The 18,643-nt window shown below is 66.5% G+C and carries 18 protein-coding genes; all 18 read left to right on the top strand.

Going from position 1 to position 18,643, the window contains the following annotated elements:
• Positions 1 to 258 precede the first annotated feature (258 nt).
• The 18 genes from EV678_RS06060 to accD all read left to right on the top strand — a co-directional run bounded on the left by EV678_RS06060 (position 259) and on the right by accD (position 18,603).
• Positions 259 to 771 carry an ankyrin repeat domain-containing protein gene (locus EV678_RS06060; protein WP_014238219.1) on the top strand — a complete coding sequence of 171 codons (513 nt, stop codon included), beginning with the start codon at positions 259 to 261 and terminating at the stop codon, positions 769 to 771.
• Entirely contained in the window at positions 765 to 1,181 is a 417-nt protein-coding gene (locus EV678_RS06055) for a DUF411 domain-containing protein (RefSeq protein ID WP_130458849.1), read from the top strand. The genes EV678_RS06060 and EV678_RS06055 overlap by 7 nt, the downstream gene beginning before the upstream one ends.
• 80 nt (positions 1,182 to 1,261) lie before the next feature.
• Positions 1,262 to 1,915 (top strand): RluA family pseudouridine synthase, encoded by a 654-nt coding sequence (locus EV678_RS06050; protein ID WP_130458848.1) that lies wholly within the window; start codon positions 1,262 to 1,264, stop codon positions 1,913 to 1,915.
• A 98-nt stretch (positions 1,916 to 2,013) separates the two neighbouring features.
• Positions 2,014 to 3,120: a chorismate synthase gene (gene aroC, locus EV678_RS06045; RefSeq protein WP_014238216.1), complete on the top strand. Its 1,107-nt coding sequence runs from the start codon at positions 2,014 to 2,016 to the stop codon at positions 3,118 to 3,120.
• Between the two features lie 67 nt (positions 3,121 to 3,187).
• Positions 3,188 to 4,354 carry an MFS transporter gene (locus EV678_RS06040; protein WP_130458847.1) on the top strand — a complete coding sequence of 389 codons (1,167 nt, stop codon included), beginning with the start codon at positions 3,188 to 3,190 and terminating at the stop codon, positions 4,352 to 4,354.
• 30 nt (positions 4,355 to 4,384) lie between these two features.
• Positions 4,385 to 5,257 (top strand): M48 family metallopeptidase, encoded by an 873-nt coding sequence (locus tag EV678_RS06035; RefSeq protein WP_130458846.1) that lies wholly within the window; start codon positions 4,385 to 4,387, stop codon positions 5,255 to 5,257.
• 92 nt (positions 5,258 to 5,349) lie between these two features.
• Complete coding sequence (leuC, locus tag EV678_RS06030) at positions 5,350 to 6,756, top strand: 3-isopropylmalate dehydratase large subunit (RefSeq protein WP_130458845.1); 1,407 nt, start codon at positions 5,350 to 5,352, stop codon at positions 6,754 to 6,756.
• Positions 6,757 to 6,776: 20 nt separating this feature from the next.
• A complete protein-coding gene (locus EV678_RS06025) occupies positions 6,777 to 6,899 on the top strand; it encodes an entericidin A/B family lipoprotein (RefSeq protein ID WP_014238212.1) in 123 nt (40 codons plus the stop codon).
• Positions 6,899 to 7,537 (top strand): 3-isopropylmalate dehydratase small subunit, encoded by a 639-nt coding sequence (leuD, locus tag EV678_RS06020; RefSeq protein WP_109040228.1) that lies wholly within the window; start codon positions 6,899 to 6,901, stop codon positions 7,535 to 7,537. Before EV678_RS06025 ends, leuD begins: the two co-directional genes overlap by 1 nt.
• 143 nt (positions 7,538 to 7,680) lie before the next feature.
• Positions 7,681 to 8,745, top strand: coding sequence for a 3-isopropylmalate dehydrogenase (gene leuB / locus EV678_RS06015; protein WP_130458844.1), 1,065 nt, complete (start codon positions 7,681 to 7,683; stop codon positions 8,743 to 8,745).
• Between the two features lie 93 nt (positions 8,746 to 8,838).
• Positions 8,839 to 9,972, top strand: coding sequence for an aspartate-semialdehyde dehydrogenase (asd, locus tag EV678_RS06010; RefSeq protein ID WP_130458843.1), 1,134 nt, complete (start codon positions 8,839 to 8,841; stop codon positions 9,970 to 9,972).
• Between the two features lie 242 nt (positions 9,973 to 10,214).
• On the top strand, positions 10,215 to 13,184 hold the full coding sequence (locus EV678_RS06005; RefSeq protein ID WP_207222188.1) for a FimV/HubP family polar landmark protein: 2,970 nt from the start codon (positions 10,215 to 10,217) through the stop codon (positions 13,182 to 13,184).
• 97 nt (positions 13,185 to 13,281) lie between these two features.
• On the top strand, positions 13,282 to 13,944 hold the full coding sequence (locus tag EV678_RS06000) for a CbiQ family ECF transporter T component (protein WP_165397457.1): 663 nt from the start codon (positions 13,282 to 13,284) through the stop codon (positions 13,942 to 13,944).
• Entirely contained in the window at positions 13,941 to 14,768 is an 828-nt protein-coding gene (gene truA / locus EV678_RS05995) for a tRNA pseudouridine(38-40) synthase TruA (protein ID WP_130458840.1), read from the top strand. Before EV678_RS06000 ends, truA begins: the two co-directional genes overlap by 4 nt.
• Positions 14,765 to 15,412, top strand: a complete 648-nt coding sequence (locus EV678_RS05990; RefSeq protein WP_130458839.1) for a phosphoribosylanthranilate isomerase — start codon at positions 14,765 to 14,767, stop codon at positions 15,410 to 15,412. Before truA ends, EV678_RS05990 begins: the two co-directional genes overlap by 4 nt.
• Positions 15,413 to 15,555: 143 nt before the next feature.
• The gene (gene trpB / locus EV678_RS05985) at positions 15,556 to 16,752 is read left to right on the top strand and encodes a tryptophan synthase subunit beta (protein WP_014238204.1); all 1,197 of its coding nucleotides are present in this window, start codon (positions 15,556 to 15,558) and stop codon (positions 16,750 to 16,752) included.
• Positions 16,753 to 16,763: 11 nt separating this feature from the next.
• The gene (gene trpA / locus EV678_RS05980; RefSeq protein ID WP_130458838.1) at positions 16,764 to 17,567 is read left to right on the top strand and encodes a tryptophan synthase subunit alpha; all 804 of its coding nucleotides are present in this window, start codon (positions 16,764 to 16,766) and stop codon (positions 17,565 to 17,567) included.
• Positions 17,568 to 17,736: 169 nt separating this feature from the next.
• On the top strand, positions 17,737 to 18,603 hold the full coding sequence (accD, locus tag EV678_RS05975) for an acetyl-CoA carboxylase, carboxyltransferase subunit beta (RefSeq protein ID WP_014238202.1): 867 nt from the start codon (positions 17,737 to 17,739) through the stop codon (positions 18,601 to 18,603).
• Positions 18,604 to 18,643 lie beyond the last annotated feature (40 nt).

Genomic DNA, 18,643 nt, shown 5'->3' with positions numbered 1-18,643 from the left:
TTTCCTTTGGGCGGTATGCGGAGAATGGCGCCAATCTAAACCATGGCGCCCGGCGAACAAAGATCAGGTGGGACTAAAGAGATAACGTCTGGTTATTTCGACCGCCCCGGCGCCTCCGGGTTTTGATGCAGGTGAAAGACAAGCCGCGAGGGGGTGGTAGATGCTACGCTGCATCCAACGAAATTCCCGGACTCCGCTCAAACCATGCGCCCACGCCAGTTCCCCGCCTTTCCCTCCTGCGTCGCCGGAGACCGTGCCATGCCCTATGCCCTCCGCTCCCTGATCGGCCTTTGCATCGGCGTCGTCTTCAGCCTGTTCCTCTCCGTTTTCCTGGCGCCCCATGCCCACGCCCAGAGCCTGTCGCCGGACCAGCCGGTGCACGACGTGGCCCGCCTGGGCACGGCCGCCGAGATGCAGGCCCTGCTCAAGCGCCAGCCCGGCCTCAAGGACGCCCGCACCGACATGGGCTCCACCCCCCTGCACCTGGCCGCCACCAATCCGGACAGCGGCGTGGTCAAGGCCCTGCTGGCCGCCGGCGCCGACGTCAATGCCCGGGACGGGGAGGGCGCCACCCCCCTGCATCTGGCGGCCTACGCCGACAAGTCGGCCAACGCCACCCTGCTGCTGCAGGCCGGCGCCGACGTCAATGCGGTGACCAGCAACGGCCGCACGGTCACCAGCATGGGCCGCAAGACCATGGCCAACGAGGCGGTGGGCATCATTTCCCTGTGGATGCTCAAAGGCTGCAAGCCGGGGAAAGCCGGATGCTGAACCGCCGCCTGCTGCTGTGCCTGGCCCTGCTGGCCCCGGCCCTGCCCCTGCATGCCCAGGAGGGCGGGGCACCGGTGATCGAGATTTTCCACGAATCCGCCTGCCGTCCCTGCGGTGAATGGGAAGCCCAGTTGCGCGCCAACGGCTTTACCGTGCGCCGCAACGAAGTGGTGAGCGTGGCCTCCACCCGCCGCTGGCTGGCGGTGCCGGAGAATTTCGCCTCCTTCGTCACTGCCCGCACCGGCGGCTACATCATCGAGGGGCCGGTGCCGCCGGCCCTGATCCGCCAGCTGCTCAAGGAAAAGCCCGTGGCCCTGGGTCTGGCCCGGGCCGGCACGCCGGCGCCCGCCGGCCAGAGCGAGCTGATGTTCTGGGGCGGCCGTTCCGCCCCCTTCCCGGCGGCGCCCTGAGCCGCAGTTCCCGGGCCGGCGGTGGCCGGGCGGCGCCTTCTTGAGGTAGGCTGCGCCTTTTTTGCGACCTGGCAGCTTCCGTGATTTCCTATCAGCCTCCCCCCGATGCAGGCCTCGACCTGCTCTACGAAGACGGCGCCCTGGTGGTGGTCAACAAGCCGGCCGGCCTGCTTTCCGTGCCCGGCCGCGGCGAGGACAAGGCGGACTGCCTGGTGTCCCGGGTGCAGGCAGTCTTTGCCGACGCCATGATCGCCCACCGGCTGGACATGGACACTTCCGGCCTGCTGGTGCTGGCCCGGGGGCCGGCCATGCAGAAAAAGCTGTTCGAGATGTTCCGCGAGCGCAAGGTGAGCAAGCGCTACCAGGCGGTGGTGGCCGGCGTGCTGCAGGACAAGGAAGGGGAGGTGGATCTGCCCCTGATCGTGGACTGGCCCAACCGGCCCCGGCAGAAAGTGGATTTCCAGGAGGGCAAGCCTTCCCTGACCCGTTTCCGCCGCCTGGCCAGCGATGTCGCCGCAGACTGTTCCCGGGTGGAACTGGAGCCGGTGACCGGCCGTACCCACCAGCTGCGGGTGCACATGGCGGCCATCGGCCATCCCATCCTGGGGGACGAGTTGTATGCCGGGCCGGCCCAGGTGCGGGCCGAACGTCTGCTGCTGCACGCCTCCCGTCTCGAATTCCGCCATCCCATCACCGACGAGGTCCTCCGCTTCGAGTCGCCGCCGCCCTTCTGAAATCGGCCTGTTTACGCCTCGGCCGTCCTGGCCGGGGAGGGCGCCGGGCGGGCCTGTGATAAACTCCGAAACCTTTCCAGCACAAGGTTTCTGCGCCCATGTCCGGCAATACTTTCGGCACCCTGTTCACGGTCACTTCCTTCGGCGAATCCCACGGCCCGGCCATCGGCTGCGTCGTCGATGGCTGCCCTCCCGGGCTGGAGCTGACTGAGGCCGACATCCAGGCCGAACTGGACCGGCGCAAGCCCGGCACCTCCCGCCACGTCACCCAGCGGCGGGAGCCGGATACGGTGGAGATTCTTTCCGGCGTCTTCGAGGGCAAGACCACCGGCACGCCCATCGGCCTCCTGATCCGCAACCAGGACCAGCGCAGCAAAGACTACGGCAATATCGCCAGCACCTTCCGTCCCGGCCATGCCGATTACGGCTACACCCAGAAGTACGGCTTCCGCGACTACCGCGGCGGCGGTCGTTCCTCCGCCCGGGAAACCGCGGTGCGCGTGGCCGCCGGCGCCATCGCCCGCAAGTGGCTGCAGCAGCGCTACGGCATCAGCATCCGGGGCTGGATGAGCCAGTTGGGCCCCATCGAGATTCCCTTCGTGGACGCCGCCGCCATCGACGGCAATGCCTTCTTCGCCCCCAACGCCGCCATCGTGCCGGAACTGGAGGCCTACATGGATGCCCTGCGCAAGTCCCTGGATTCGGTCGGTGCCAAGATTACCGTCACCGCCACCGGCGTGCCGCCGGGCTGGGGCGAGCCGGTCTATGACCGCCTGGATGCGGAAATCGCCTACGCCATGATGGGCATCAACGCCGTCAAGGGTGTGGAGATCGGCGCCGGTTTTGCCAGCATCGCCCAGAAGGGCAGCGAGCACGGCGACGAGATGACTCCCGCCGGCTTCCTCTCCAACCATGCCGGCGGCGTCCTCGGTGGCATTTCCACCGGCCAGGACATCGTGGTGAACATGGCCATCAAGCCCACCTCTTCCATTGCCCAGCCGCGCCGTTCGGTGGATGTGCAGGGCAATGCGGTGGAAGTGGCCACCGAAGGCCGCCACGACCCCTGCGTCGGCATCCGCGCCACGCCCATCGCCGAGGCCATGCTGGCCCTGGTGCTGATGGACCATGCCCTGCGCCACCGCGCCCAGTGCGGCGATGTGGTCTGTGCCACGCCCCGCCTGCCGGCCGCTCCCGGCCGCGGCTGATCGGTCCCCCGTCAGGCCCCGCGGCGAAGGCATGAGCCCGGGGCCGTGCATCCGGTAAAATTGCCGGATGCACCCATCCCTGCCGTACTGGCGCCTCTCTGGCTACTACTTCTTCCATTTCGCCTTCGTCGGCGTTTTCCAGCCCTATTTCGGGCTCTATCTCCAGTCCCTGGGCCTTTCCTCCTGGGAAATCGGCCTGATCCTAAGCCAGATGGCCCTCATGCGCCTGTGCTCCCCTGCCGTCTGGGGCTGGCTGGCGGACCACCTGCACGTGCGCATTCCCCTGGTGCGGCTGGCGGCCGGGGTCAGCGTGGTGGTCTTCAACCTGTTCTTCTTCGCCCAGACCCTGGTGCCCCTGCTCGGCGCCATGGCCCTGCTGGCCTTCTTCTGGTCGGCGGCCCTGCCCCTCATGGAAACCGTGGTCTTCGACCATCTCCACGCCGAACCGGCCCGCTACAGCCGGGTACGCATCTGGGGCTCCATCGGCTACATCGTCACCGTGCTGGCCACCGGCGCCCTGCTCGATTACCTGCCGCCGGCCAGTGTGCTGTGGATGTCCTTCGCCCTCATGGGCGGCATCCTGGCCTTCGCCCTGCTGGTGCCGGAGAGCCCGACGCCGCCCCAGCACGTGGCGACGCCGCCCGTATCCACCATCCTGGCCCAGCCCCGGGTGCGGGCCCTGCTGGGGGCCTGTTTTCTCATGTCGGCGGCCCATGGGGCCCTTTACCTGTTCTATTCCATCTACCTGGCCGACCACGGCTACAGCAAGACCCTGGTGGGCAGCCTGTGGTTTCTCGGCGTGATCGCCGAGATCGGCGTCTTCTTCTTCATGGCCCGCCTGCTGCGCCGCTTCTCCCTGCGCCAGGTGCTGCTGGCCAGCTTTGCCGCCGCCGTGCTGCGTTTCCTGCTCATCGGCTGGGGCGTGGATTCCCTGTCGGTCCTGCTCGGCGCCCAGCTGTTGCACGGCCTCACCTTCGGCGCCTACCATGCGGCGGCCATCGCCGCCATCAACCGCTGGTTTCCGGGGCGCTGCCAGGCCCGGGGGCAGGCCCTCTATTCCAGTCTCTCCTTCGGTGCCGGCGGCCTCCTCGGCGGCCTGGTCAGCGGCTGGACCTGGGACGGCCTGGGCAATGCCGCCACCTTCGGCATCGGCGCCCTGTTTGCCGTCTGCGGCCTGGTCCTGGTGGCCGGCTGGGTGCGGGACGAGTCAGCCCCGGCGGCCCCGGTGCGTTGAGTATTCACTTTCTTTCGGATTGATTGCGCCATGAACCTGCGTCCCTGGCTTCTTGCCTCCGCCGTCCTCCTCTTTACCGCCTGCCAGACGGTGCCCCTGACCGGGCGCAGCCAGCTGCTGCTGCTCGGCGAAGGGGAGGAGGTGCGGATGGGGCTGCGTTCCTACGAGGACATTCTGAAAAAGGAAAAGATTTCCGACGATCCGGCCCTCAATGCCCAGCTGCAGCGGGTGGGCAAGCGCATTGCCGCCGCCACGGGCAAGAACTACCAGTGGGAATTCAAGGTGGTGGAGAACGATAAGGCCATCAATGCCTTCTGCCTGCCCGGCGGCAAGGTGGCCGTCTATACGGGCATCCTGCCCCTGACCCGGGACGATGCGGGCCTGGCGGCGGTGGTCGGCCACGAGGTGGCCCACGCCATTGCCCGCCATGGTGGCGAACGCATGAGCCAGCAGATGCTGGTGGCCGGGCTGACGGCTGCGGTGGTGGTTTCCGCCAGCGACTCGCGCAAGGCCAATATGTACGCCGGCCTGCTCGGCGCCGGGGCGGCGGTGGGCTACCTGCTGCCCTATTCGCGCCTGCAGGAATCGGAGGCGGACCGCATGGGCCTGATCTACATGGCCAAGGCCGGCTACGACCCTCATGCGGCCCTGGCCCTGTGGCAGCGCATGGCCGAGGAGAGCAAGCGGGAAGGCAAGCCGCCGGAGTTTCTTTCCACCCACCCGGCGGACGGCACCCGCATCCGCCAGATCCAGCAGTGGCTGCCCGAGGCCATGGGCTACTACGTGCCCCACAGCGAAGCGGCCCCGGAGGCCGCGTCCGGAGGGGAGCGGGAAAAGGCGGGAGAGCCGGCGAAGGATGCCGCCAGGGAAGGCGCCGAGAAACCGGCAAAACGACGGAAATGAGACAGGGGTTTCCAGTCCCCCAGGCCCCGGGCGGCCCTGAAAACGCCTTTTTGCGATAAAATTTCCACCCTTTTCCCAAGGCCGGAACAAAAATGCCGCAAACCCTCTACGACAAGCTCTGGCAGAACCATGTGGTACATGAAGAAGCCGATGGCACTGCGCTGATTTACATTGACCGCCACCTGGTCCATGAAGTGACCAGCCCCCAGGCTTTCGAGGGTCTGAAGCTGGCCGGCCGCAAGCCCTGGCGCGTCTCCTCCATCGTCGCCACCGCCGACCACAATACCCCCACGGACCACTGGGAAGAGGGCATCAAGGACCCCATTTCCCGCCAGCAGGTGGAAACCCTGGACGCCAACATCCGTGAAGTGGGCGCTCTCGCCTACTGGCCCTTCAAGGACATGCGGCAGGGCATCGTGCATGTGGTGGGCCCGGAAAACGGCGCCACCCTGCCAGGCATGACCGTGGTCTGCGGCGACTCCCACACCTCCACCCACGGCGCCTTCGCCTGCATGGCTCACGGCATCGGCACCTCCGAGGTGGAGCACGTGATGGCCACCCAGTGCCTGATCCAGAAGAAGTCCAAGTCCATGCTGATCCGCGTCGAGGGCAAGCTGGGCAAGGGCGTCACCGGCAAGGACGTGGCCCTGGCCATCATCGGCAAGATCGGCACCGCCGGCGGTACCGGCTATGCCATCGAATTCGGCGGCTCCGCCATCCGCGGCCTCTCCATGGAAGGCCGCATGACCCTGTGCAACATGGCCATCGAGGCCGGCGCCCGCATGGGTTTCGTGGCGGTGGACGACACCACCATCAATTACCTGAAGGACCGCCCCTTCTCGCCCAAGGGCGAGACCTGGGACAAGGCGGTGGCCTACTGGCGCACCCTGAAGTCCGACGAAGGCGCCTGCTTCGACTGCACCGTCGATCTGAAGGCCGAGGAAATCCAGCCCCAGGTGACCTGGGGCACCTCCCCCGAAATGGTGGTGCCCATCGGCGCCACCGTGCCGGACCCGGCCAAGGAAGCCGATCCGGTGAAGCGCGAAGGCATGGAGCGGGCCCTGCAGTACATGGGCCTGACGCCCAATCTGGAAATCAAGAAGATCGCCATCGACAAGGTTTTCATCGGTTCCTGTACCAATTCCCGCATCGAGGACCTGCGCGAAGCCGCCGCCGTGGTGCGCGGCCGCCAGAAGGCTGCCAACGTCAAGCTGGCCCTGGTGGTGCCGGGCTCCGGTCTGGTCAAGCGCCAGGCCGAGGCCGAAGGCCTGGACAAGATTTTCGTTGCCGCCGGCTTCGAGTGGCGCGAGCCGGGCTGCTCCATGTGTCTGGCCATGAATGCCGACCGGCTGGAGCCGGGCGAGCGTTGCGCTTCCACCTCCAACCGCAATTTCGAAGGCCGTCAGGGCCCCGGTGGCCGTACCCATCTGGTGAGTCCGGCCATGGCCGCTGCCGCCGGCATCGCCGGTCATTTCGCCGACGTGCGTGACATTCTCTGAAGACCGAGGAGATTAGAGCCATGAAGAAACTGACCCTGATTCTCGCAGCCCTGGCTTTCCTGTCCGCCGGCTGCAACACCGTGCGCGGTATCGGCCAGGACATCGAAAAGGGTGGCGAGGCCATCCAGAAGGCGACCAAATAATGCAGGCATTCACCAAACTCGACGGCCTGGTGGCCCCCCTCGACCGTAACAACGTCGATACCGATGCCATCATCCCCAAGCAGTTCCTCAAGTCCATCAAGCGTTCCGGCTTCGGTCCCAATGCCTTCGACGAGTGGCGCTACATGGATCACGGCGAGCCGGGCATGGACAACTCCAAGCGGCCCCTGAATCCGAACTTCGTGCTCAACCAGCAGCGCTACCAGGGCGCCTCCGTGCTGCTGACCCGCAGCAACTTCGGCTGCGGCTCCTCCCGCGAGCACGCCCCCTGGGCCCTGCTGGACTACGGCTTCCGCGTGGTCATCGCCGAATCCTTCGCCGACATCTTCTTCAACAACTGCTTCAAGAATGGCATCCTGCCCATCGTCCTGCCCAAGGCCGAGATCGATGCCCTGTTCGGCCTCACCGAATACACCCCGGGCTTCAAGCTGGTGGTGGATCTGGAGCAGCAGAAGGTGGTGCGCCCCGATGGTCACGCCATTCCCTTCGAAGTGGATGCCTTCCGTCGCGAATGCCTGCTCAACGGCTGGGACGACATCGGCCTGACCCTGCGCCATGCCGACAAGATCAAGGCCTTCGAGGAGCGCCGCCGGGCCGAACAGCCCTGGCTGTTTTCCTGATCTAATTTTTGCCACAGAGGGCACAGAGTTCACAGAGAAAGGCAGCGGATTTGGCCTGTTAACGCAGGTGTCCGTGGCACCGCGAGGTTTCAACCTCTGTGTTCTCTGTGCCCTCTGTGGCCAAGTCCTTTAAGGTTCTGAAAATGAAAATTTGCGTTCTCCCCGGTGACGGCATCGGTCCCGAAATCATGGCGGAAGCCGTGCGCGTGCTGGAAGCCCTGAACCTGGGCTTTGAAATGGAAACCGCCCTGCTCGGCGGCTGTGCCGTGGATGCCACCGGCAACCCCTACCCGGAAGCCACCCAGAAGCTGGCCCAGGAAGCCGATGCCGTGCTGCTGGGCGCCGTGGGCGGCCCCCAGTGGGACACCCTGCCCCGGGAACAGCGCCCCGAGCGCGGCCTGCTGGGCATTCGCAAGCAACTCAACCTGTTTGCCAACCTGCGCCCCGCCATCCTCTACCCGGAACTGGCCAATGCTTCCACCCTGAAGCCCGAAGTGGTGGCCGGCCTGGACATCCTCATCGTGCGCGAACTGACCGGCGACATCTACTTCGGCCAGCCCCGCGGCATCGAGGAGCGCGAGATCGACGGCCAGAAGCAGCGCTTCGGCTTCAACACCATGCACTACAGCGAGTCCGAAATCCGCCGCATCCTGCGCGTGGCTTTTGAAGCCGCCCGCAAGCGCAACAAGAAGCTGTGCTCGGTGGACAAGATGAATGTGCTGGAAACCACCCAGCTGTGGCGCGACATCGCCAACGAACTGGCCCCCGAATACCCGGACGTGGAACTGTCCCACATGCTGGTGGATAACGCCGCCATGCAGCTGGTACGCAATCCCAAGCAGTTCGACGTGATGGTCACCGGTAACATGTTCGGCGACATCCTCTCCGACGAAGCCTCCATGCTCACCGGCTCCATCGGCATGCTGCCCTCCGCCTCCCTGGACGCCAACAACAAGGGCCTCTACGAGCCCTCCCACGGTTCCGCCCCGGACATCGCCGGCAAGGGCGTGGCCAATCCCCTGGCCACCATCCTCTCCGCCGCCATGATGCTGCGCTACACCTTCAATATGGAAGAAGCCGCCGTGAAGGTGGAAAACGCCGTGAAGAAGGTGCTGGCCCAGGGTTACCGCACCGGCGACATCTACGAGCCGGGCACCACCAAGGTGGGCACCAGGCAGATGGGCGACGCCGTCCTGGCCGCCCTGTAATCCCAGGCAAAACCTTGACGGCGGCGGGGTGGTAAACCTCGCCGCCTGTGATACCGTTACATATTCATTAAGTTCTTACCCAAGGAAGCAGTGATGAAGCGAGTTGGTCTGGTTGGTTGGCGCGGTATGGTCGGTTCCGTCCTCATGCAGCGCATGGTGGAAGAGGGTGATTTTGCCCATATCGAACCGGTGTATTTCTCCACTTCCAACGCCGGCGGCAAGGCCCCGGTGTTCGGTGGTAAGGAGGCGGCTGCTCCCCTGCAGGACGCTACTTCCATTGACGCCCTGAAGACCTGCGACATCATCATCACCTGTCAGGGTGGCGACTACACCAAGGAAGTTTTCCCCAAGCTGCGCGCCGCCGGCTGGAACGGCCACTGGATCGACGCCGCCTCCGCCCTGCGCATGGCCGACGACGCCGTGATCATCCTCGACCCGGTGAACAAGAACGTCATCCAGGACTCCCTGGCCAAGGGCGGCAAGAACTGGATCGGCGGCAACTGTACCGTCTCCCTGATGCTGATGGGCCTGGGCGGCCTGTTCCAGAACGACCTGATCGAGTGGGCCACCTCCATGACCTACCAGGCCGCGTCCGGTGCCGGTGCCCAGAACATGCGCGAGCTGATCGCCCAGATGGGGACCATCCACGCTTCCGTGGCCGACCTGCTGGCCGACCCGTCTTCCGCCATCCTGGAAATCGACCGCAAGGTGGCCGAAACCATCCGTTCCGACGCCTTCCCCAAGAAGAACTTCCGCAACACCCCCCTGGCCGGCAGCCTGATCCCCTGGATCGACGTGCCCGTGGAAAACGGCCAGTCCAAGGAAGAATGGAAGGGCGGCGCCGAATGCAACAAGATTCTGGGCAAGCCCGCTTTCCGTAGCCAGGGCTCCATTCCCATCGATGGCCTCTGCGTGCGTATCGGCGCCATGCGCTGCCACTCCCAGGCCCTCACCATCAAGCTGAAGAAGGATGTGCCCCTGGACGAGATCAGCGACATGCTGGCCAAGGCCAACCAGTGGGCCAAGGTGGTGCCCAACGAGCGCGAGATTTCCGAGCGCGAGCTGACCCCTGCCGCCGTCACCGGCACCCTGACCGTGCCCGTCGGCCGTCTGCACAAGATGGCCATGGGTCCCGAGTACCTGGCCGCCTTCACCTGCGGCGACCAGCTGCTGTGGGGCGCTGCCGAACCCCTGCGCCGCATGCTGCGCATCCTGCTCGAAGCCTGATTTGGCCGGGAGCCAATACCAGAACCGGGGCCGAGAGCCCCGGTTTTGTTATACAAAAGGGATAACTACATTAGAATAAAGATTAGCTTGCATGGCTAACTTGCTGATGTTATTTTATTTCTTCCAAAATCGACGCTCAGGGTGGCGCCGTGGCCAAAACTAAAGATACCAATATGAAAATTCGTGCCTCGCTCCTGGCAACCGCGCTTGCGTGTATGCCTTTCGCGGCGGATGCGGCAGGGTTGGGAAAGATCACCGTTTATTCCGGTCTGGGGCAGCCCTTGCGCGCCGAAGTGGAGGTTTCCGCCACCAAGGCGGAACTGTCCAACATGACGGCCCGCCTGGCCTCCCAGGATGCCTTTGCCCAGGCCGGCATCGAATACGCTTCCACCCTGCTCGGCATCAGATTTTCCCTGGACCAGAAGGGCGCCCAGCCGGTCATCCGCATCAGTTCGGACAAGCCCATCAACGACCCCTTCGTGGACATGCTGCTGGAGCTGAGCTGGCCCTCCGGCCGCCTGGTGCGCGAATACACCTTCCTTCTCGATCCGCCGGAAATGGCCATCAAGGGCGGTGCCCAGGTGTCCACGGTCGAGGCCAAGCAGCCTCCCCGTCTTGAAACCCGTCCCCTGGCGCCCGTGGAAGAAAAGCCGGCCGCCCGGGCCGTGGAAGAGAAACCTGCCAAGGTGACTGCCAGCCGCAAACCCAAGGTGGCGGCGGAAGAAAAGCCGGTGGCAGAGGCACGGCCCGCCGCCGAGAAAAAGACCGCCGAGCAGCCCGCTGCTGCCGTGGGCAGCGTCGAGGTGAAGAAGGGCGACACCCTGCGCAAGATTGCCGGCGAGACCGTGCACGAGGGCGTCTCCCTGGAGCAGATGCTGGTGGGCCTGTACCGGGCCAACAAGGAGGCTTTTGACGGCGGCAACATGAACCGCCTCAAGGCCGGCAAGATTCTGGCGGTGCCGGACAAGGAGTCCGTCGCTGCTGTCTCCGAGAGCGAGGCGCGCAAGATCGTCTTCGCCCAGTCCTCGGACTGGAATGCCTACCGCCGCAAGCTGGCCGGGGCCGTGGCCCAGGAGGCGCCCAAGGACGACGGCGCCACCCAGGCCGTTGCCGGCCGCGTCACCGCCAAGGTGGAAGACAAGGCGGCACCGGCCGCTGCGCCCAAGGACCAGGTGAAGGTCGCCAAGACCGAAGGTCCGGCCACGGGCAAGGCCGGTGCCGGCAAGGCCAGCGAAGAGGATCTGATTGCCAAGGACAAGGCCCTCAAGGACGCCAATGAACGCATGGCGGCCCTGGAGAAGAACGTCAGCGAACTGCAGAAACTGCTGGAACTGAAGAACCAGAACCTGGCCGATCTGCAGAAGCAGGCCGCGGCCAAGCCGGCCGCAGCGGCCCCGCTGCCCGCCGCCGCCCCTGCCAAGCCTGCCGAAACGGCGCCGGTGGAACCGCCCAAGCCCGAGGTCAAGCCCGAACCGCCCAAGGTCGAGGACGCCAAGCCCGCCGAGGCCGCCAAGCCGGAGGACAAACCGGCCGAAGCTGCTGCACCGGAAACCAAGCCTGAGCCCACGCCGGCACCGAAGCCGCCGGTGGTGGTGCCGCCGCCGGCCCCGGTGGAAGAGCCCAGTCTGGTGGACGAATTGCTGGACAACCTGCCCCTCCTGGGCGGCGGCCTGGTCGCCATCGCCGGCCTCGGCGCCCTGGCCGTGGTCCGTCGCCGTCGCCAGGCTCCCGCCGGCGAGGCCACCCTGCCGCCCACCAGCTCCCTGTCCCAGCCGAGCCTGGGCGCCAATTCCGTGTTCAAGAGCACCGGCGGCCAGAGCGTGGATACCTCCAACACCCCGGCCACCGATTTCAGCCAGGCCGGCCCCGGCACCATCGATACCGACGAAGTGGATCCGGTGGCCGAAGCCGATGTGTACATGGCCTACGGCCGGGATGCCCAGGCCGAGGAAATCCTTCTCGAAGCCATGCAGAAGGATCCCAAGCGCTTCGCCATCCACGTCAAGCTGCTGGAAATCTACTCCAACCGCAAGGCCGTCAAGCAGTTCGAAACCCTGGCCAGCGAGCTTTACGCCCAGACCGGCGGCGTTGGCGCCGAGTGGGAAAAGGCTGCCGCCATGGGCGCCAAGCTGGACCCGGCCAACCCGCTCTACGGCGGCAACCCGGCACCCGCGGCGACCGCGGCTGCTGCTGCCGATTTCGATCCCGATGCCACCATGATCGTCGGCGCCGAGCAGCTGAAGGACACGGTGACCATGCCCGGCACCCTGTCCCAGCTGGCTGAAGCCGCTGCCGAAGCGGAGCCCCTGCCGGTGGTGGAAGCGCCCCAGGAAGCGGCGGCCGAGCCGGTGCCCGACCTGGTCAGCCTGGACTTCGACCTGGGTCTCGAGGCTCCTGCCGCGCCCCAGGCCGATACCGCTGCCGACGTCGCTGCCGAACCTGAAGCCGCCCTGTCCGGCGCCATGGACTTCGACCTGGATCTGGGTGCGGCCGAGCCCGCCCCTGCCGCCGCTGCCGAGCCCGAAGTGCTGGACTTCCAGCTGCCGGAAGCGGCCCCTGAGGCAGCCCCGGCGGCTCCTGCCGACAACATCATCGACTTCGACCTCGATCTGGGGGCCGGGGCCGAAGAGCCTGTTTCCATCACCGCGGAAGCCCCCGGCGGCGACCTGGACATCCAGCTGGATGACGAGGCCCTGCCGGTGGAAGAGGCGCCCCGCGCCTTCGATCTCTCCAGCATCAATCTGGACCTGGATGCGGCGCCCGCGCCGGCTGCCGAGCCGGCCGTCAGTGCCGCCGACGACACCGTGGTGCTGCCGGAAGTTGCCGACGAAGCCCTCAGCCTGGATGACCTTGCTGCAGCCGCGGCCGAGACCACCCTGACGCCGGCGGCGGATGAAACCGTGGTCATGCCCGAGCTGGCGATGGAGGAGGTGAGTGCTGCACCGGCTCCGTCCTTCGACTCCGCCGAAACCGTGGTCAATCCGGAACTGGGCGCCCAGCTGGAGGCTCAGCTGGAAGCCGAGCAGGCTGCCGATGCCGAGGGCGACGATGCCCGCTGGCAGGAAGTGGCGACCAAGCTGGATCTGGCCAAGGCCTATGAAGAAATGGGCGATCTGGAAGGGGCACGGGAACTGCTGCAGGAAGTGCTCGGCGAAGGCAATGCCGAACAGCAGGACGTGGCCCGCACCCTGATGGAGCGCGTCGGCAGCTGAGCGCCGTCGTCGTTCCGCCCCCTCCATGCCGCAGCCCGGGTATCCCGGCTGCGGCATTTGTTTTACAGTGCGGGCTTCGCACCCCCTGGCCCTCTTCTTGAACCGTTCCGCCCCGCCCTTGCCCGCTGCCATGCCGACGACGCCCTCCGCCCGTCATCCGGCCGTGCGCCTGCTGCTGTGCCTGCTCCTGGCCCTGGCAGCCCAGGCCCTGCCGGCGCTCCTGGCGGCCGCCCTGGTCCTGCCTTTGCTGCGGGCCGACGGTGTGGCCGGGCGTTGCCGCACCCTGCTGCGGCGCACGCGCTGGCTGCTGCTATCCCTCTTCCTCGTCTTCGCCCTGGGCACCCCGGGCACGCCCCTCTACGACCACGCCTGGAGCCCTTCCCGGGAAGGGGTGTTCCTCGGCCTGGAACAGTGCCTGCGCCTGGCGACGGTGCTGCTGGCCGTCTCCTGGCTGTTGCATCGCACCCGGCCGGCGGCCCTGGCCCAGGGCCTGCTGACCCTGTTGCAGCCCCTGCGCTACCTGGGGCTGGCGCCGGAGCGGGGCATCGCCCGCCTGCTGCTGGTAATGCGGCACGTGGATTCCGCCGAAGCCTGGCCCCGGGGCCAGGACTGGCGCCGTTTTCTGGAGATGCCGGCCCAGGAGCAGGAAAGCGTCCTGGAGGTGGAACTGCATCCCCTGCCAGGCCCTGACCGTCTGCTTCTCGCCGGCATGGGCCTCAGCATCCTCGTCCTGCTTGCCTCTCCGCTGTGGTTGCCATGAGCGAATCCACTGTTCTTTCCACCACCACCCCGGGCCGCATCGCCCTGGGCCTGGAGTACGACGGCAATGCCTTCCACGGCTGGCAGACCCAGCCCGGCGGCCGCACCGTGCAGGATGCCCTGGAGGCCGCCCTGGGCGCCATTGCCGGGGTGCCGGTGGCCACCACCTGCGCCGGCCGCACCGATACGGGCGTCCATGCCACTTCCCAGGTGGTGCATTTCGACGCGCCCGTGTCCCGGCCCGAATCGGCCTGGGTGCGGGGCGTCAATTCCCATCTGCCCGACGGCGTCGCCGTGCGCTGGGCCCAGGCCGTGCCCGCCGATTTCCATGCCCGCTTCTCCGCCCGGGGGCGGCGCTACCGCTACCTGCTGCTCAACCGCCCGGTGCGGCCGGGTCTGGCCGCCGGCCGGGTGGGCTGGTTCCATCTGCCCCTGGACGTGGCGAAAATGCAGGCGGCGGCCGACCTGCTCCTGGGAGAACACGATTTCTCCACCTTCCGCGCCGCCGAGTGCCAGGCCAAGACGCCGGTGAAGGAACTGCGACAGGCCCGGGTCAGCCGCCAGGGCGAGCTGGTAGTGTTCGACTTCGAGGCCACCGCCTTCCTGCACCACATGATCCGCAACCTGGTGGGCAGCCTGGTCTATGTGGGCAAGGGCAAGCACGAGCCGGCCTGGATCGGCGAACTGCTGGCGGCCCGGGACCGGCGCCTGGCGGCCCCCACCTTCAGTCCCTCCGGCCTCTACCTGGCCGGCGTCAGCTACGAACCCCACTGGGGCCTGCCGGAGACCACGGTGCTGCCCCAAATCTGGAGCCTGGAACCATGACGAGCGCCACCCATGCCCGTACCAAGACCCGCATCAAGATCTGCGGCCTGACCCGGGAGGCGGACGTGGATGCCGCCGTGGCCGCCGGCGCCGACGCCATCGGCTTCGTCTTCTACCCGCCCAGCCCGCGCTACGTCACGCCCGAACGGGCGGCGGAACTGGTCCGGCGGCTGCCGCCCTTCGTCGCGGCGGTGGGGCTGTTCGTGAATCCGGAACCGGCCCAGGTGGAGGCCGTGCTGGCCAAAGTGCCCCTGGAGGTCCTGCAATTCCACGGCGACGAGACGGAAAGCCAGTGCCGGCGCTACCTGCGGCCCTACCTCAAGGCGGCCCGCGTAAGGCCCGATCTGGATTTGGTACAATACGCGGCTGCTTACCCTTCGGCCCGGGCCATCCTGCTGGATGCCTTCGTCGATGGTTACGGCGGCGGCGGCAAGACCTTCGACTGGTCCCTCATCCCGGCCGGCCTGGCCCAGAGCATCGTGCTCTCCGGCGGCCTGGACGGGGACAATGTGGCGGAGGCGGTACGGCGGGTGCGCCCGGCGGCGGTGGATGTGTCCTCCGGCGTCGAAGCGGCCAAGGGCATCAAGGATGCCGCCAAGATCCGGGCCTTCATCGCCGCCGTTCGCAGTGCCGACAACGATTGATTTGACGAACTGATTTATGCGCAAGAAACCGGGCGGACATACTCGCACTCACTGGCGCCACCACCTGGCGGACCACACCTGAGAGACGGCGGCTGACTAAGCAGTCCCCGTCCTTCTCAACGTTCGTCTTCTGGAGTCCTACCATGTCCTACAACCTGCCCGACGCCTCCGGCCACTTCGGCCCCTACGGCGGCATCTTCGTCTCCGAAACCCTCATTGCCGCCCTCGAAGAACTGAAGGCGGCCTATGCCCACGCCTGCACCGATCCTGCCTTCCAGGCCGAGTTCGACTACGAGCTGAAGCACTACGTGGGCCGTCCCAGCCCCATCTACCATGCCAAGCGCTGGTCCGAGCTGCTGGGCGGCGCCCAGATCTACCTGAAGCGGGAAGACCTTAACCACACCGGCGCCCACAAGGTGAACAACTGTATCGGCCAGGCCCTGCTGGCCAAGCGCATGGGCAAGCCCCGGGTCATCGCCGAGACCGGCGCCGGCCAGCACGGCGTCGCCACCGCCACCGTGGCCGCCCGCTACGGCTTCGAGTGCGTGGTGTACATGGGCTCCGAGGACGTCAAGCGCCAGGCCGCCAACGTCTATCGCATGAAGCTCCTGGGCGCCACCGTGGTGCCCGTGGAGTCCGGCTCCAAGACCCTCAAGGACGCGCTCAACGAAGCCATGCGCGACTGGGTCACCAACATCGAGAACACCTTCTACATCATCGGCACCGTGGCCGGTCCCCATCCCTATCCCATGATGGTGCGGGACTTCCAGACCGTCATCGGCAAGGAGGCCCTGGTGCAGATGCCGGAGATGGCCGGGCGCCAGCCCGACGCGGTGATCGCCGCCGTCGGCGGCGGTTCCAACGCCATGGGCATCTTCCATCCCTACATTCCCCATGAGAGCGTCAAGCTGATCGGCGTCGAGGCCGCGGGGGAGGGCATGGATACCAACCGCCATTCCGCCAGCCTGCAGAAGGGCCGCCCCGGCGTGCTGCACGGCAACCGCACCTACCTGCTGCAGGACGAGAACGGCCAGATCACCGAGACCCACTCCATCTCCGCCGGCCTCGACTACCCCGGCGTCGGCCCCGAGCACGCCTGGCTGAAGGATTCGGGCCGGGCCGAATACGTGGGCATTTCCGACAGCGAAGCCCTGCAGGCCTTCCATGACCTGTGCCGCTTCGAGGGCATCATTCCCGCCCTGGAGTCTTCCCACGCCCTGGCCTATGCCGCCAAGCTGGCCCCCTCCCTGGCCAAGGACAAGATCCTGCTGGTCAATCTCTCCGGCCGCGGCGACAAGGACATGCACACCGTCGCCGAAAAGTCCGGCATCCAATTCTGAGAGCCCGCCCCATGTCCCGCATCCAACAGACTTTCGACGCGCTCAAGGCCCAGGGCAAGAAGGCCCTGATTCCCTTCATCACTGCCGGCGATCCCCATCCGGCCCTCACCGTCACCCTGCTGCACACCCTGGTGGAAGCCGGCGCCGACGTGATCGAGCTGGGCGTGCCCTTCTCCGATCCCATGGCCGACGGCCCCACCATCCAGCGTGCCTCCGAGCGGGCCCTGGCCAAGGGCGTCAGCCTGCGCCAGGTGCTGGCCATGGTCAGCGAATTCCGTGAGAAGGACGGCGAGACTCCCATCGTCCTCATGGGCTACGCCAACCCGATCGAGGCCATGGGCATGGAAGCCTTCGTCGCCGCCGCCGCCGAGGCCGGTGTGGACGGCGTGCTGGTGGTGGATTACACCCCGGAGGAAAGCGCCGCCTTCTGCGCCGCCATGAACGCCCGGGACCTGGACACCATCTTCCTCCTCGCTCCCACCTCCACCGATGCCCGCATCAATCAGGTGGGCCAGCTGGCCCGGGGTTACGTCTATTACGTTTCCCTCAAGGGGGTGACGGGCAGCGGCGCCCTCAACTTCGACGAAGTGGCCGAACGCATTCCCAAGATCCGCGAAGCCACCGGCCTGCCCGTGGGCGTGGGCTTCGGCATCCGCGATGCGGAGACCGCCAAGCGCATCGCCGGCATGGCCGACGCCGTGGTGGTGGGCAGCCGCATCATCGAGGAAATGGAAAAGTACCCGGATGACGCCGTGGCCCGCGTCAAGGGCCTGGTGGCCGACATCCGCCGCGGTGTGGATGCCGCCAGCAAGTAATTTTTTAGCCACAGAGGGCACAGAGGACACAGAGAGTAAAACCGACAGGACAGTCATGCCGCGAGGGCTTTTGATCAGGCCCTGTCGCGTTGTCCAGGAACTGTTTTAACTCTGTGATCTCTGTGCCCTCTGCGGCCAACCCGAATTTAAAAAAGTACCGGAGAACGCCATGAGCTGGTTGCAGAAACTGCTGCCCCCGAAGATCAAGCGTGAAGGCGCGCCGCGCAAGTCCAACCTGCCGGAAGGCCTGTGGCGCAAGTGCCCGTCCTGCGAGGCGGTGCTCTACGCCACCGACCTGGAAGGCAACCTGCACGTCTGCCCCAAGTGCGGCCACCACAACCGCCTCAATTCCCGGGAACGCCTGGACCTGCTGCTGGACCCGGAAGGCCGTTTCGAGATCGGCGCCGAAGTGCTGCCGGTGGACAGCCTCAAGTTCAAGGACAGCCGCCGCTATCCGGAGCGCCTCAACGACGCCACCGAAGACACCGGCGAGACCGATTCCCTGGTGGTGATGCAGGGCGCCATCAAGACCTTGCCCGTGGTCGTGGCCTGCTTCGAATTCAACTTCATGGGCGGCTCCATGGGCTCCGTGCTGGGTGAGCGCTTCATCCGCGGCGTCCAGGTGGCCCTGGAACAGAACGTGCCCTTCATCTGCATCACCGCCTCCGGCGGCGCCCGCATGCAGGAAGGCCTGTTCTCCCTGATGCAGATGGCCAAGACCACCGCTTCCCTGACCAAGCTGTCGGAAGCCGGCCTGCCCTTCATTTCCGTGCTCACCGATCCCACCATGGGCGGTGTCTCCGCCTCCTTCGCCTTCCTTGGCGACGTGGTTATCGCCGAGCCCAATGCCCTGATCGGCTTCGCCGGTCCCCGGGTGATCGAGCAGACGGTGCGGGAAAAGCTGCCGGAAGGCTTCCAGCGCTCCGAGTTCCTGCTGGAAAAGGGCGCCATCGACCTGATCGTGGACCGCCGCGAAATGCGCGACAAGATCGCCCAGCTGCTGGCCCTGCTGCAGAAGCTGCCTGCGGCTGCCTGAAAATCTTTTTTGCCACAGAGGGCACAGAGAACACAGAGGG

The sequence above is a fragment of the Azospira oryzae genome (assembly GCF_004217225.1).
In the GTDB taxonomy this organism is placed as follows: Bacteria; Pseudomonadota; Gammaproteobacteria; order Burkholderiales; family Rhodocyclaceae; genus Azospira; species Azospira oryzae.
Note: the sequence above shows the minus strand (reverse complement) of the source record. Positions and strands in the feature narration are given on the sequence as shown.